Source organism: Bacillus cereus group sp. MYBK227-1 (genome assembly GCF_051916325.1).
Lineage (GTDB): Bacteria > Bacillota > Bacilli > Bacillales > Bacillaceae_G > Bacillus_A > Bacillus_A cereus.
The window spans coordinates 133,434-147,360 of the sequence record NZ_JBQAGK010000008.1 but is presented as its reverse complement, the minus strand read 5'-3'; the positions used below and the strand labels follow the sequence as shown (position 1 = coordinate 147,360).

Here is a 13,927-nt window from a genome sequence, read left to right as displayed (position 1 = left end):
CCTTTGTATAATTTATTTTTGATTAGAAATTAATTGCTCGCTAACTTTCTTATATAAAGCAGCCATATCGTTTTCACCATATCCAGCTTGACTCGCTTCGTCATATACGTTTAATAACATTTCGCTTACCGGTAAATGGAGTTCGCTTTCCTTAGCTAAGTCAACTGCAAATCCTAAATCTTTCTTCAATAAGTTCACAGTAAATCCTGGCTCGTAGTTTTCAGGTGCTATAAAACTTTTATAATTACGTTCATAAATTCTACTTTGACCGTAACTTACATTTAAAATATCAAACATTTTATCTAAATCCATATTATTCTTTTTCGCTAATGTTAAAGCTTCACTCACACCAGCTGTATAAAAACCAATTAATAAGTTATTAATTAACTTAACAGTTGTACCACTATCAATCTGCTCACTAACGTGGAAAATGTTCGCGCCTAGTACGCCCATGATAGATTCCGTTTTCTCATATACGTCTTTCGATCCACCAACCATAAACGTTAATGTACGGTTTTCGGCTCCTATTACACCACCGCTCACAGGTGCTGCTAAAAAGTCTACTTTCTTTTCCTTTGCAGCTTCCTCTAACTGTTTGTTTAACTGCGGCGATACCGTACTTGTATCAATGAAAACTACATTCGAGTGACCATTTTCAAATAATCCTTCTGCTCCAAAATATACCGCTTCAACAGCGCGAGGTGAAGGTAAACTTGTAAAAACTACATCACATGTTTCTGCTAGTTTTGAGATTGATAGACCGATAATTCCGCCTTCTTTTTCAAAGGACGCTTCCGCCTCTTTATTTAAGTCCACGCCATACACTGTGTAACCTGATTTAACTAGATTTTTTGACATTGGAAGGCCCATGTTACCTAAACCGATAAAACCAATCTTTTTCATATCGCTTTCCTCCTATTTACACAATATATTTCCCGCGATTTATAATAGCTTTCGCAATTTCTCTCTTCTTCGTAAATACGTTCGTGTATAAAGGCACTAATAATTGACGGATTTCAGCTAAAATCACATGTCTACCTTGTTCTTCTGTGACAGCCGCTGAAAGTACAGAAATCGCCGCTTCTTCTACTTTACGGTATCCTTCTTCACAAATAACATCCGTTATTAATTGCTTCGTACGTTCTTTTTCCTCACCATTTTTACTTACCGCTTTTCTCGTACGTAAAAACGCTGATTCCATGACGTACACGTCCGTCAACATATTTGAAATTACACGTGAATATTCTTGTTCTTGGTCAATTTTTAGACCTGGAGTTTTAGAGAGCGTTTTCAAAGATTGTTTCAACAATTTTTTCGCTAATAAAATGTAACGATGGTTTCTTTCTACATTTGCTACATCACTTTCTACTTCAGTATCTTCTAATTGTTCGATTTGCTTCATTAACATTTTGGCAACTGTTAATCTATTAATTTCGTTCGTTCCTTCAAAAATACGACTAATTCTAGCATCACGATATAATCGTTCTACCTCATACTCTTGCATATAACCGTAACCACCATGAATTTGTACAGCTTCATCTACGATATAAGCAAGTGTTTCAGAAGCATTTACTTTATTCAGTGCACATTCAATTGCAAATTGGGACATTTTCTTCATAAGATCTTCATCGCTCTCATGAATTGCTTCATCGATTACACCTGCCGTACGATAAGCTGCACTTTCGGCTCCATATGTAGCAATGATCATATTTGCAATTTTCTCTTGAATCATCGTAAAGTCTACTAATTCTGTTTGGAACTGTTTTCGCTCTTTTCCATATTGAACCGACAAACCAATTGCTTGTTTTGCTGTTCCAATATTTCCAAAAGCAAGTTTAAGTCTAGCAAAGTTAAGAATATTAAGGGCTACGTGATGCCCTTTCCCAACTTCCCCTAAAACATTTTCAGCAGGGATGACAACATCTTCTAAAATAAGAGTCGCTGTTGAAGAACCTTTAATCCCCATTTTCTTTTCTTCTAATCCAATAGATACACCTTCACATGTTCTTTCGACAATAAACGCTGTCATTCCTTTATTTGTCTTCGCAAAAACAACGTATACATCTGCCATATGAGCATTTGTAATCCATTGCTTCTCACCATTTAACTTCCAAGCTGTTCCCTCTTCATTCAATACGGCGCTTGTTTTTGCACTTAATGCATCCGAACCAGCATTTGGCTCTGTTAAAGCATAAGCCCCAATCCATTCTCCCGATGCGATTTTCGGTAAATATTTTTCTTTTTGCTCTTTCGTTCCATAATATATGTAAGGCAATGTACCGACACCAGCGTGTATATTAAAAGAAACGCTAAACGCACCAGCGTAACCCATTTTCTCTGCTACAAGACCTGAGACAGCCTTTCCTAACTCGAACCCGCCATAATCTTCTGGTACCTCAATGCCTAATAATCCAAGTTCCCCAGCTTTCTCAAATAATTGACGAGAAACTTTATAGTTATGTTGTTCAATATTCTCCATTTGTGGAACAATTTCTTGTTTAACGAATTGTTCTGTCGTTTTTGCGATTAAATCTTCATCACCTGAAAAATCTTCTGGTGTAAAGTAAGTATGATTTATATCTTTATTAAGTGAAAAGAATTCATCCCATGGTAACTTCGTTTTCTCCATATGTATCCCCCTATCATTCGGCTTTCATAGCTTTTTGCTTATGCTCGTCTACGATGAGTGGAATATCTTTTTTGAAAATAGAAGGCGATGATTTTTCACATCAAGCATTTTATTTTGCCAAAGATGTATTTTCATCGCCTTCGCTGCTTTATCTATTGATCTTCTGATAATACTGTTTTTGCAATACCAGTATCTAACTCTTCAAAGTCATGATATGAAATTGTTTCGTATAATTCACTTCTCGTTTGCATATTAGAAAGTGCATCTTTTTGAGAACCTGTTTCTTTAATTAAAGCAAACACATTTTCATACGCTTTCGCTGCAACGCGAAGTGAAGTTACAGGATAAATAACCATTTGGAAACCCATATTCGCAAATTCCTCTGCACTATAATATGGAGTTTTTCCGAATTCAGTCATATTCGCAAGCAAAGGTGCATTTACCTTACTATTAAATAGACGGAATTCTTCCTCTGATTGAAGCGCTTCAGGGAAAATTGCGTCTGCACCTGCTTTTACATATGCATTTGCTCTTTCAATTGCTTCATCTAATCCTTCAACGCCACGAGCATCAGTACGTGCTACAATGTATAAGCTCGGTGCAACTTCTTTAATCGCTTTAATTTTTTGAACCAATTCTTCTGTAGTAACAAGTTTCTTACCATTTAAATGTCCACATTTTTTTGGTAATTGCTGATCTTCAATTTGGACAGCTGCTACTTTCGCTTCCACCATTTCTACAGCTGTTCTCGCCACATTTAGTACACCACCAAATCCTGTATCAATGTCAACAAGAACAGGTAAGTCTGTAGCTCTTACTAAATCTCTTGCTCTCTCAGCCACTTCAGTAGACGTCACGATACCTAAATCTGGTAAACCTTTACTTGCAGTATAAGCAGCTCCTGATAAATAAAGAGCTGAAAAACCTGTATTTTTCGCAACAAGAGCTGCCATTGCATCATGAGCACCTGGAATTTGCAAAATTTCATTTGCTTCTACTAAAGCTCGGAATCGATTCGCAAGCTCCTCTTGTGTTGACTGTTTTTTCACAACCCAAGCCATTCTAAATTCCCCCCTATTATTAAATTAAGAATAGATCTACAAATTCGTTTACATTCATATTTTCTAGTTTTTCTTCATTTAAACAAACTTCATGAATTTGTTCTTGTTGCTTACTAGAGTAATGACCTGCCATATTTGCAGTGAATTTTTGAACAACTTTTGGAATTGCTTCGTCTCTACGGAAGCGGTGACCAAGCGGATATTCACATTCCACATTTTCTGTTACTGTGCCATCTTTAAAGTGAACTTGAACAGCGTTGGCGATTGAGCGCTTGTTCGGGTCAAGGTAATCTAAACTGTACTGTTTGTTTTCAACAACAACCATCTTATTACGTAATTCATCTACACGTGGATCGTTTGCTACTGCATCTTCATAATCGTCTGCAACGATATCTCCTTTTAATAAACCAATTGCCGTAATGTATTGTAAGCAATGATCACGATCAGCTGGGTTATTTAATGGACCTTCTTTATCAATAATACGAATTGCTGATTCATGAGTTGTAATTGTAATACGGTCAATTTCATCTAATCTCTCTTTAATTTCCGGATGCAACTTCACTGCACATTCTGCAGCCGTTTGTGCATGGAATTCTGCTGGATATGACACTTTAAATAATACATTTTCCATTACATATGACTCTAGTGGTCTTGCTAATTTTAATTCTTGTTTATTGAATAATACATCTTGGAATCCCCATCCTGGCGCAGATAATGCTGTTGGATAACCCATTTCACCTTTTAGAGCAGTCATTGCAAGATGAACACCGCGGCTCGTTGCGTCACCTGCAGCCCATGATTTACGTGAGCCCGTATTTGGAGCATGACGATATGTACGAAGACTAGAATTATCAATCCACGCATGTGATAATGCATTAAAGATTTCTTCACGTGTTCCGCCAAGCATTTTCGCAACTACTGCAGTTGTTGCTACTTTTACATATAATACATGGTCAAGACCAACTCTGTTTAAGCTGTTTTCTAAAGCAAGCACGCCTTGAATTTCATGTGCTTTAATCATCATTTCTAATACTTCACGTACTTTTAAAGCTTCTTTTCCTTCTGAAATACGAACACGGCTAATATAATCTGCAACTGCTAAAATTCCGCCTAGGTTATCAGATGGATGTCCCCACTCTGCTGCAAGCCAAGTATCGTTATAGTCTAACCAACGGATCATACATCCGATATTAAATGCACCTTTTACTGGATCTAGTACATAAGACGTACCTGGTACACGTGTACCATTTGGCACGATTGTTCCTGGCACAACTGGTCCTAGTAATTTCGTACATTCTGGATATTGCAGTGCTAAAATTCCACATCCAAGTGTATCAAGTAATACGTAACGAGCTGTACTGAATGCTTCTGCACTAGTAACCTCTTTATTTAATACATAATCGGTAATCTCTTCTAATAATGCATCTTTTTGCTTAATTTCATTTGTTTTAATCATGCTATTCTTCCCTTTCTGTCGAAAATTCGTTATTATTAATGATGGGTGTCGGTCAAACACCCATCTGGCGGGCGGCGCTAACAACTCCCCAGTTGTTCTTATTTACTAAGTACATGTCGCTCGCCAATATAATTTACACGTGGACGGAACAAACGATTATTTGCATGTTGCTCAATAACGTGCGCACATAACCCCACTGTTCTAGAGCTAAAGAAGATTGGTGTGTAAAGTTGAATTGGAATACCTAGCATCCAATATACTGGAGCTGCATAATAATCAAGATTTGGATAAATTCCTTTTTCTTTTTCCATAATCTTTTCTCCAGCTTCACACATTTCATATAGTGTATAATCACCTTTTACATCACATAACTGTTTTAAAGCTTCCTTCATCATAAGTGCTCTTGGATCCATCTTCTTCATATAAACACGGTGTCCAAAGCCCATAATTTTTTCTTTGTTATATAGTTTCTTCTGTAATAACTCTTCAAATTTCTCAACATTACCAGCTTCTAAAAGCATGTACATAACCGCTTCATTTGCACCGCCATGTAAACTTCCTTTTAAAGATGCAACTGCACCTGTTAAAGCACCGTATAAATCTGATTGTGTTGATGCAATAACGCGAGCTGTAAATGTAGAGTTTGGCATTTCATGCTCACTATATAAAACAAGGGAACGATCAAAGATCTTTTCCTCAAGTTCAGTTGGTTTTTTACCAGTTAACATATAGAAGAAATTCGCACTATAAGATAATTCTTTAAGAGGTTCAATTGGCTCCTCATTATTTAAAATATGATAGCTATTCGCTACAATGTTTGGCACTTTACTTAACAGCTTGTACCCTCGGCTTTTATTCACTTCTAACGAGCGGTTTTCGATATCATTATCGTAACCAGCTAACGCTGACACACCTGTACGTAATCCATCCATGGGATGCGTCTCTTTAGGCAATGCCTTTAGTACGTTGAATACACCTTCTGGTACTGCATATTCTTCTTTTAATTTCTTTTCAAGTGTTACTTTTTCATCTTCATTCGGTAGGTGTTCCTCCAATAAAAGGTGCACAATGTCTAAATACTCTTTTGTTTTTGAGAGTTCGATTAAGTCATACCCTTGAATTACAATTTCACCTTTTACTGTGTCAAGAAACGAGATTTTCGTCTCCGCTGCCACTATACCATCTAATCCCGGGGAAAATTTCTCTTCAGCTTTCATCATTATTTCCTCCAATCCTAATAGATCTTCGTGCACATAACTGTAAGCCTTTACAATATTGTGAAACTACATTTCTATTTCAATGTATCAGAGTTTTTAGAAGATTTCAATTTATTTTACAATGATAAGTTTCCTACACTTTTCTTACTGTAACAATACAATTTTTTGAAAATAATTCTTATATTTTATAAAGAAAGGATAGACTTCTTTACGTATTTTCAAAAACAAGATATAAAGATTTTTCATATAACACCGCCAAATATACAATTATTCTAATTTTATTTGAGAAATAGAAAAAACGAGCTGTACATAAATACAGCTCGTTACTATATGATATTTATTTCACTATCTCTTAAATATAATTTTTATATAAAACTTATTCATTTTTAATAAAGTTATTATTTTACATAATTAAATTGAATTTCTTCCATTTCCTCATGATAACTTACAAATAAATCATAGTTTTGAAAATACCAAAGATCATCAGAATCTACAAAAAATATAATACCTTCCTTCTCAACTGACACTATTTCGCCATCGGGTTTCTCAGCAACAACCCCTAAAGAATATCCGGGCTGAATTGAACTATCCCCTCCGTACCTTACAGTAAAACGTACAGATTCACCGTGCTTTATACGTAATTCTTCCTGGAACCATTGCAGAGCTTTACGATCAATTGAAATTCTCATCTTTATTCCTCCAGTTTACGCAAACTCTTTTTTTCCTAATCGTTGTTTTACAAAGAAGACGAAAATAATTAAGGCTATCAATGCTGAAATTGCACTCCCTGAAAATAAAATACGATAACCAAACATTTGTGAAACAACTCCAAGTAAAATAGCACCTAACCCAATTCCTAAATCAAACGCTGTAAAAAATGAAGCATTTGCAACTCCTCTTTTACTCGGATCGACAATTGTAAGCATTGCCGCTTGCAAAGCTGGCTGCGCTGAACCAAATCCAATACCGTATAATGTTGCTGCGATAATTACACCTATCAAACCATTTGAAATAGTTAAAACAACTATAGCTAAAATAGTAATACATAATGCTGGAAGTATAATGAATACTTCTCCATACTTATCTAATAGTTTCCCTGAAATTGGTCTTACAATTGTTAATGCAATTGCATATACAAGAAAGAAAGTTCCCGGGTTTACATGAATTGATGATGCAAATAACGGTAAAAAGGTTGTTATTCCCCCATATGCAAACGATAAAAAGAATACTACAATCGTGATTGTTAATACGGATTTCTCAAATAGCTGAATTTTCCCTTTTTCTTTTTGTGGCGTAAATGGGATCTTCGTTATTAATGATAATACGACTGCCATAAAAGATAACAACGTCGCTAATAAAAATAGACCATCAAATGAATAATTTTGCACAACCCATAATCCAATCATAGGTCCGATCGCCATTGCAATTGTCATCGCCATCCCGTACCAACCCATACCTTCACCGCGGCGTGAATCTGGAATAATATCCGTTATTGCTGTTCCAACAGCTGTTGTAGAAACAGCCCATGTTACTCCGTGAATAACACGTAAAACAGCTAAAAGGACAATAGTCGATGCTATATTATAGGAATACATCGTTAAGCCAAAAAAGATGAGTCCGAAAATAATAAAGGATCTTCTACCATATTGATCTAACATTCCTCCAATAATCGGTCGTATTACAACAGCAGCTATTGTAAACATCCCCATCATAAGTCCAACTTGCGATTCATTGCCACCTATCTCTTTAATAAAGAGCGGGAGCGTTGGAACAAGTAAATAAAATCCTGTAAATAAAAATAACATTGCGAAAGTCATTTGAATAAATGATTTCGTCCATAATCGTTCCATAAAAATACCTCCATACACTCGTAAAATATTACGATTAACACCCTCATTGTATATTTTTTTTATCTCTTTTCCCTCCGCAAATAGACGTATCTTTTCATATTAAATAGTCCACCATCAGCTTACATTAGTCTTAAGACTTTGTACGCATATTTTAAACGAAAGTCCTATATATGTACCTTTATACGTGTGAAAAGAATATACTAATTTATTATCACAACTTAGGAGTGATTATTTTATGTGGGTATTATCATCAAGAGTAACTGTCGCGGTTCCTTCGATACCCGAAATACATGCCCCCGCCGTTCATACAGCAAGTTCCGATGTCGGCATTGAACTTCCAGCAATTTGGCAACAATACCAATCACCAGGTCAAGCTACCCCTTCATTTTGGCATCATGGTGCCCATCCAAGTAGCACTACCTTTTATCATCCTAGCCACGCTCCACTACCTCAGGCTCAAGTCTTTTATCATTTCCCATCAATTTATTTTCAAAATTTTTATGGTACGTTTAACATTTAAAACACATCATTTCATAGCTACTACATTTAAACGAAAAAAGCACTTAAGATTGTAATTTTCACAAATCTTAAGTGCTTTTTAATATTTTTTATAAATTTTTCTTATTGCCCATTATTAGCAGGGGTCTCTCCTGCATTACCGCCAGTCTCTGGTTGTGTGGTCGCTGGTGGAGTTGTATTTCCTTGACCTCCTCCGTTATTTGCTGGAGGTGTCGTATTTCCTTGACCTCCTCCATTATTTGCTGGAGGTGTCGTATTTCCTTGACCTCCTCCATTATTTGCTGGAGGTGTCGTATTTCCTTGACCTCCTCCATTATTTGCTGGAGGTGTCGTTCCTTGGCCATTTCCATTATTTTGTTCTTCTTGTTTCTTTTGCTCTTCTAGTTTCTTTTGTTCTTCTTGCTTCTTAAGTTCCTCTTGTTTCTTTTGTTCTTCTTGTTTTTTCAGTTCTTCTTGTTTCTTTAATTCTTCTTGCTTTTTCTCTTCTTCAGTTTTTTGCTGTTGATCTTGTTTTGGTTGCTCCGTTGTATCCGGTACGCTAGTATTTGGCGATGAATCACGTTTTTCACCTTTTATACGTAGCTCACTACCTTCTTGAATAACACTACTTGGCATTTTAAAGCGTGATTTATCTGTAGCCATTTCGCTCATCATTTCTTTAAAGATCAACTGTGCAATTTTCGTATTTTTACTACTAATATACTCGTCTTTACCATCTTTCATATACCCAGTCCATACTGCCATCGTATATTGCGGTGTATATCCAGCGAACCAACTATCACGAGTTGCACTTTCTGGAATTTTATATTGAGCTAATTGCTTTGATGAATAGTTTGTCGTACCCGTTTTACCAGCTACATCTAAAGAGCCTACATTTGCCGATGTACCAGTACCTGATGTAACTACAGAACGAAGCATATCAGTAATCATGTATGCGGTAGAATCTGTCATAACTTGTTTTGGTTTTTGTCCAAAACTTTGTGACTTACCGTCTGGATAAACGACTTTCTTAACAAAATGCGGTTTCGTATATTTACCTTCATTACCAAATGCCGCATAAGCACCCGCTATTTCAGTTGGCGATACTTCATTTGTACCAATCGCTGTCGATTCTGTCGGTGCTGTATTAAATGTAATACCTAGTTTCTCAGAGAATTCTTTCGATTTACTAATCCCTACTTCTTTTGCAGTTTTAATTGCAGGAATATTACGCGACATTTTTAATGCTTCACGCATTGTAATTGGACCCATATGACTTCTATCTGCATTTCGTACTTCTTGTCCCGTTGAATACTTAAATGGAGAGTCATCAATTTGATGGTACGTAGCCCATTTTAAATATTCAATTGCAGGAGCGTAGTCGAAAATCGGCTTCATCGTTGAACCAGCTGCACGATCTAATTCAATTGCCATATTATGCCCTTTAAATACAGCTTTATTTTCTCCACGGCCACTACCTATAGCACGAACTTCTCCTGTTTTCGTATCCATAAATGTGAATGCACCTTGGAATTTATCGTTCGGATAATCAATGATATTATTATTTAAAATATTATCAGCAAGTTTCTGTGCTTTCGGATCTAACGTTGTATAAATTTCTAAACCGTCAGAACCGATATTAGCATCTGGTAATTCTTTTTCTACTTCTTTCACAACTGCATCCATAAATGCAGGGTATGGCATTGTTTGTAGTTGAGCTGCAGGCTTAAGCCCCTTTTCTACGTCAACTTTTGATGCTTCTTCCATTTCCTGTTTTGTTATATATCCATGTCGGTTCATTAAACTTAGAACAACATTTCTTCTTTCTGTTGCTTTTTGAACATTTTCTTTTTTCGTTGGATCATAGTTATTCGGTGCTTTCGGTAAACCTGCAAGCATCGCAACTTCTGGTAATGTTAAGTCCTTCAATTCTTTACCATAGTAGTTTTGTGCTGCTGTTGCGATCCCATATGAACGGTTTCCTAAGTTAATTTTATTTAAGTACATCTCTAATATTTCATGTTTTGAATACTGTTGTTCTAGCTTATAAGCTAAATATATTTCTTGCGCCTTACGCTTTGGTGTTTTGTCCATTGATAAGAAGTAGTTTTTTATAACTTGCTGTGTTATCGTACTTCCACCTTGAGAACCATAATCCCCTTTAAGACTTACTAGAACAGCACGGGCAGTACCTTTAAAATCTACTCCGCTATGCTCATAAAAACGTGAATCTTCTGTCGCTAAAAATGCATTTTCTACTAATTTAGGTATTTGCTCATACGTAACATTCGTCCTTTTTTCTTTTCCATATTCATATACCAAATCCCCGTTTTTATCATAAATTTTTGAGGATAACGGATTAACAAGTTTTGCTTTCTCAAGTTTTGGTGCATCCTTAATCATTACGAAAAAGGTAGCAACCCCTGCCACTAAACCAACAATACCAAGTAATAAACAAGTAATTAAAAACTTGCGAAAGAATGATGTTTTACCTTTTGGCTTTTGTGTTTTAGAAGCTGGTTGTTTTTTCTTTTTAACTTGTCGTCGTTCCTCTCGAGAACGATAATTTTCTGACATGTTACTTTCTCCTGCCTTTCAATTCTCCCGTTGATTTACTTAAAAATATTGAGGTCACTTTCTAAAATAAATTTGATTAAGAAAGTATATTGACCTGGAGCATTCAATATTTTCCCAATTCACAGATTATAAATTTTAGAATACTTCTTATACAAACTATTTTCACTTCTATTTTTCCTAATAACGCTGCCCCTTGAAGCATAGAATGTAAAAAGTGAATTTTTAATACCTCGTATAAATAATATACCTTTTTTTCAAATGGTCAATATTTTCTTATTTATAAATCAAAGGTGAAATAAAAATAGCACAACGATATGTACTTCGTGTGAACTTCCTTATAATTACGTATAACAAACATTTAATATATTGCATATAAGTATAATACCTCTTAAATTATAAGGATTTCAACATCACAACCTCAACATCTACAAAAAAGTATTAAAAATAAAAAGTGAGGAGTTGCGTAATGATGAAGCTATCTCCCGTAATTTCAAAAAATATAGTTGCTGTTGGTTATAATCCTTTTTCTATGATTTTGCGAATCCAATTAAAGAATGGTATGTACGATTTCTTTAATGTACCAGAAAGTATTTATACTGGCCTATTACATGCACAATCTAAAAGTTATTATCATAATACTTACATTAAAAATTCTTTCCGCCACACAAAAATCTAAACTTAACACCCACTAAAAAAGAAAGGAGGTTAATCCTCCTTTCTTTTAAAAACATTTTGCAGATGAATTATCTTCGATTCCTCTTATTAATTTCATCATATGCTTGAATTTGTTTTTTCAAACGCCGATCAGTTTTTTTATCATGCACTACAAGAATTGCATGTATAACTCCTGGAACCCAAAATATTAATGTTAATATGAAATTTATGATTGCCTGAATTGGTTTTCCACAAAATAATACAGCAACAGGTGGAAGAAGAATTGCTAATAAATACATCATCCCTTGAAAACTCCTTATTTTGTATTTTATATATCACTTTTCAAAATATACGCAAAAAAACCTACTACCATTTTAATCTTAACCTACCTCTAAAATCAATGTATCTCCTTCTATTTAAATAAGTATTTCAGACTTTTTATTGTTTTCTAGCCTATTTTCTTCCTCTATTGCAGTTACTCCAATTGCAGAAATTAACGTTCCTATCGCTTGTATCCAAATACCAATGAGTGCAATGATTCTCTCATCCTTCTTATCAAAAATACTATCTTCATTTTCTCTCTCATCTTTCAATACATTTGAAACACCTTGATACGCTTGTAATCCAGCCCCTAAACTTTGCATGGAGTTACCCAGTATAATAATTTTCTGTAATACATTTATATCCAACAAAGCTGCTTCTACTCCTAAAAAAGCACCGATCGATTGTAAACTGTTCCCTGTAATGATAAGATAATCATTTTCTTTCAATTGTTCATTTATATTAAAATATGTTCCTATTACATTTGATATATTGCCTAATGCTAATAACTCAATTCCTATTTGATCAAGTAATTTACTTTGATTCTCTAAGCCTATATTTTGATTTTCTCTTTTTTCTTCCCCATCATCATAATTGCTCGCAATGATTTGTAATATATATCCGAGGGCTTGTAATGAGCTTCCTACAATAACAAGATCCGATTCAACTTTCTCTTCTCCAATAAATCCTCTTGTCGTTCCAATAGCAGCTGTAAGATTCCCTCCCACTTGAAACCATGCCCCTGTCACTTTTAAACTGCTTGGATTCATTTTTATCACCTATTTAAATATTTTCTAAAGCTTTCAAAACAAACAAATCTCACCCTTAATCTTTTATTTTATTTTTTAGATGTAATTTTGTGAATGATATAATGTGCTACTAATATAAAAGCACCTTAAAGGTGCTTTTTATATGCATGCTGGGCATGTCAATGAATCTCCATTTTTATCTATTGTTATATTCAATATATATTCAATTGCTTTATGTGACCAAGTTTCAGGTGTAGGCGATTCATTTATATATTGTGGCGCACATGACTTCAGCATTGGAGTACTAATACTCCCTCCAGGATCTAAAGCAACTACAGCCATGCCATGGGGTAATTCCAGGGCCATAGATTTAGTGATACCTTCAATAGCAAATTTCGAGGCACAATATGGCGCAAGCTCAGCCTCACCTTCTCTCCCCCAACTAGAACTCATATTAATGATAATTCCTTCTTTCCTAGCTACCATCGCTGGAACAAATGCTCTTATTACATTTACTACACCATTCACGTTTACATTCATTACATTTTCGAATTCTTGAGCCGTAATTTTCCAAAGTTGTGCATTTTGATTTACAATCGATGCATTATTTATTATCATATCGGGAGCTGTATGTGTATTAAGTATATAATTTGCCCAATTGTTAACTTGCTGAGAATCTGAAACATCAATTACTTGGAAATCATGTATTTTACTGTACTGTTTTTTTAGTTCTTCAATTTTATCTTTTGAACGTCCACAACCATATATGTTCCACCCTAATTCATGAAATCGATCAACCATCGCACGCCCTAACCCTTGTGTCACGCCTGTAATAATTACAGATTTACTAATTTCTTTTCGCTTCATTTCTCTCATCCTCCTTTCCTATATCTTACTCTCTTCATTTTTATTCAG

Annotated in this window: 13 protein-coding genes; 2 read left to right on the top strand and 11 right to left on the bottom strand. The window is 35.1% G+C overall.

The window, feature by feature from the left end; genetic code table 11:
- Nucleotides 1–12: 12 nt before the first annotated feature.
- The 7 genes from ACTFRM_RS26070 to ACTFRM_RS26040 form a co-directional block, all read right to left on the bottom strand.
- Nucleotides 13–903 (bottom strand): NAD(P)-dependent oxidoreductase, encoded by an 891-nt coding sequence (locus tag ACTFRM_RS26070; RefSeq protein ID WP_000719409.1) that lies wholly within the window; start codon nucleotides 901–903, stop codon nucleotides 13–15.
- 16 nt (nucleotides 904–919) lie between these two features.
- Nucleotides 920–2,629: an acyl-CoA dehydrogenase family protein gene (locus ACTFRM_RS26065; RefSeq protein WP_086402018.1), complete on the bottom strand. Its 1,710-nt coding sequence runs from the start codon at nucleotides 2,627–2,629 to the stop codon at nucleotides 920–922.
- A 152-nt stretch (nucleotides 2,630–2,781) separates the two neighbouring features.
- On the bottom strand, nucleotides 2,782–3,690 hold the full coding sequence (prpB, locus tag ACTFRM_RS26060; protein ID WP_000312639.1) for a methylisocitrate lyase: 909 nt from the start codon (nucleotides 3,688–3,690) through the stop codon (nucleotides 2,782–2,784).
- 19 nt (nucleotides 3,691–3,709) lie between these two features.
- Nucleotides 3,710–5,146: a 2-methylcitrate dehydratase gene (prpD, locus tag ACTFRM_RS26055; protein ID WP_000598123.1), complete on the bottom strand. Its 1,437-nt coding sequence runs from the start codon at nucleotides 5,144–5,146 to the stop codon at nucleotides 3,710–3,712.
- Nucleotides 5,147–5,244: 98 nt separating this feature from the next.
- A complete protein-coding gene (gene mmgD / locus ACTFRM_RS26050; protein WP_002041090.1) occupies nucleotides 5,245–6,366 on the bottom strand; it encodes a citrate synthase in 1,122 nt (373 codons plus the stop codon).
- A gap of 395 nt (nucleotides 6,367–6,761) precedes the next feature.
- The gene (locus tag ACTFRM_RS26045; protein WP_001222842.1) at nucleotides 6,762–7,052 is read right to left on the bottom strand and encodes a HesB/YadR/YfhF family protein; all 291 of its coding nucleotides are present in this window, start codon (nucleotides 7,050–7,052) and stop codon (nucleotides 6,762–6,764) included.
- Nucleotides 7,053–7,067: 15 nt separating this feature from the next.
- A complete protein-coding gene (locus tag ACTFRM_RS26040) occupies nucleotides 7,068–8,213 on the bottom strand; it encodes an MFS transporter (RefSeq protein ID WP_000440662.1) in 1,146 nt (381 codons plus the stop codon).
- A 235-nt stretch (nucleotides 8,214–8,448) separates the two neighbouring features.
- Between ACTFRM_RS26040 and ACTFRM_RS26035 the strand changes: the two genes are divergently transcribed.
- Complete coding sequence (locus tag ACTFRM_RS26035; protein ID WP_000270101.1) at nucleotides 8,449–8,733, top strand: hypothetical protein; 285 nt, start codon at nucleotides 8,449–8,451, stop codon at nucleotides 8,731–8,733.
- Between the two features lie 101 nt (nucleotides 8,734–8,834).
- On the opposite strand, the gene ACTFRM_RS26030 is transcribed toward ACTFRM_RS26035, so the two are convergent.
- A complete protein-coding gene (locus ACTFRM_RS26030; protein WP_001293964.1) occupies nucleotides 8,835–11,288 on the bottom strand; it encodes a transglycosylase domain-containing protein in 2,454 nt (817 codons plus the stop codon).
- 466 nt (nucleotides 11,289–11,754) lie between these two features.
- On the opposite strand from ACTFRM_RS26030, the gene ACTFRM_RS26025 reads away from it, so the two are divergent.
- Nucleotides 11,755–11,964 carry a KTSC domain-containing protein gene (locus tag ACTFRM_RS26025; protein ID WP_000977081.1) on the top strand — a complete coding sequence of 70 codons (210 nt, stop codon included), beginning with the start codon at nucleotides 11,755–11,757 and terminating at the stop codon, nucleotides 11,962–11,964.
- A gap of 67 nt (nucleotides 11,965–12,031) precedes the next feature.
- On the opposite strand, the gene ACTFRM_RS26020 is transcribed toward ACTFRM_RS26025, so the two are convergent.
- The 3 genes from ACTFRM_RS26020 to ACTFRM_RS26010 all read right to left on the bottom strand — a co-directional run bounded on the left by ACTFRM_RS26020 (nucleotide 12,032) and on the right by ACTFRM_RS26010 (nucleotide 13,879).
- Complete coding sequence (locus ACTFRM_RS26020) at nucleotides 12,032–12,244, bottom strand: YqaE/Pmp3 family membrane protein (protein WP_000990234.1); 213 nt, start codon at nucleotides 12,242–12,244, stop codon at nucleotides 12,032–12,034.
- 114 nt (nucleotides 12,245–12,358) lie between these two features.
- Nucleotides 12,359–13,033 (bottom strand): DUF6944 family repetitive protein, encoded by a 675-nt coding sequence (locus tag ACTFRM_RS26015; protein WP_001070038.1) that lies wholly within the window; start codon nucleotides 13,031–13,033, stop codon nucleotides 12,359–12,361.
- Nucleotides 13,034–13,171: 138 nt separating this feature from the next.
- On the bottom strand, nucleotides 13,172–13,879 hold the full coding sequence (locus tag ACTFRM_RS26010; protein WP_000823062.1) for an SDR family oxidoreductase: 708 nt from the start codon (nucleotides 13,877–13,879) through the stop codon (nucleotides 13,172–13,174).
- Nucleotides 13,880–13,927 lie beyond the last annotated feature (48 nt).

Coding starts and splice junctions, on each gene's coding strand:
- ACTFRM_RS26070 (WP_000719409.1), bottom strand. CDS start 903: ATGAAAAAGATTGGTTTTATCGGTTTAGGTAACATGGGCCTTCCAATG.
- ACTFRM_RS26065 (WP_086402018.1), bottom strand. CDS start 2,629: ATGGAGAAAACGAAGTTACCATGGGATGAATTCTTTTCACTTAATAAA.
- prpB (WP_000312639.1), bottom strand. CDS start 3,690: ATGGCTTGGGTTGTGAAAAAACAGTCAACACAAGAGGAGCTTGCGAAT.
- prpD (WP_000598123.1), bottom strand. CDS start 5,146: ATGATTAAAACAAATGAAATTAAGCAAAAAGATGCATTATTAGAAGAG.
- mmgD (WP_002041090.1), bottom strand. CDS start 6,366: ATGATGAAAGCTGAAGAGAAATTTTCCCCGGGATTAGATGGTATAGTG.
- ACTFRM_RS26045 (WP_001222842.1), bottom strand. CDS start 7,052: ATGAGAATTTCAATTGATCGTAAAGCTCTGCAATGGTTCCAGGAAGAA.
- ACTFRM_RS26040 (WP_000440662.1), bottom strand. CDS start 8,213: ATGGAACGATTATGGACGAAATCATTTATTCAAATGACTTTCGCAATG.
- ACTFRM_RS26035 (WP_000270101.1), top strand. CDS start 8,449: ATGTGGGTATTATCATCAAGAGTAACTGTCGCGGTTCCTTCGATACCC.
- ACTFRM_RS26030 (WP_001293964.1), bottom strand. CDS start 11,288: ATGTCAGAAAATTATCGTTCTCGAGAGGAACGACGACAAGTTAAAAAG.
- ACTFRM_RS26025 (WP_000977081.1), top strand. CDS start 11,755: ATGATGAAGCTATCTCCCGTAATTTCAAAAAATATAGTTGCTGTTGGT.
- ACTFRM_RS26020 (WP_000990234.1), bottom strand. CDS start 12,244: ATGATGTATTTATTAGCAATTCTTCTTCCACCTGTTGCTGTATTATTT.
- ACTFRM_RS26015 (WP_001070038.1), bottom strand. CDS start 13,033: ATGAATCCAAGCAGTTTAAAAGTGACAGGGGCATGGTTTCAAGTGGGA.
- ACTFRM_RS26010 (WP_000823062.1), bottom strand. CDS start 13,879: ATGAAGCGAAAAGAAATTAGTAAATCTGTAATTATTACAGGCGTGACA.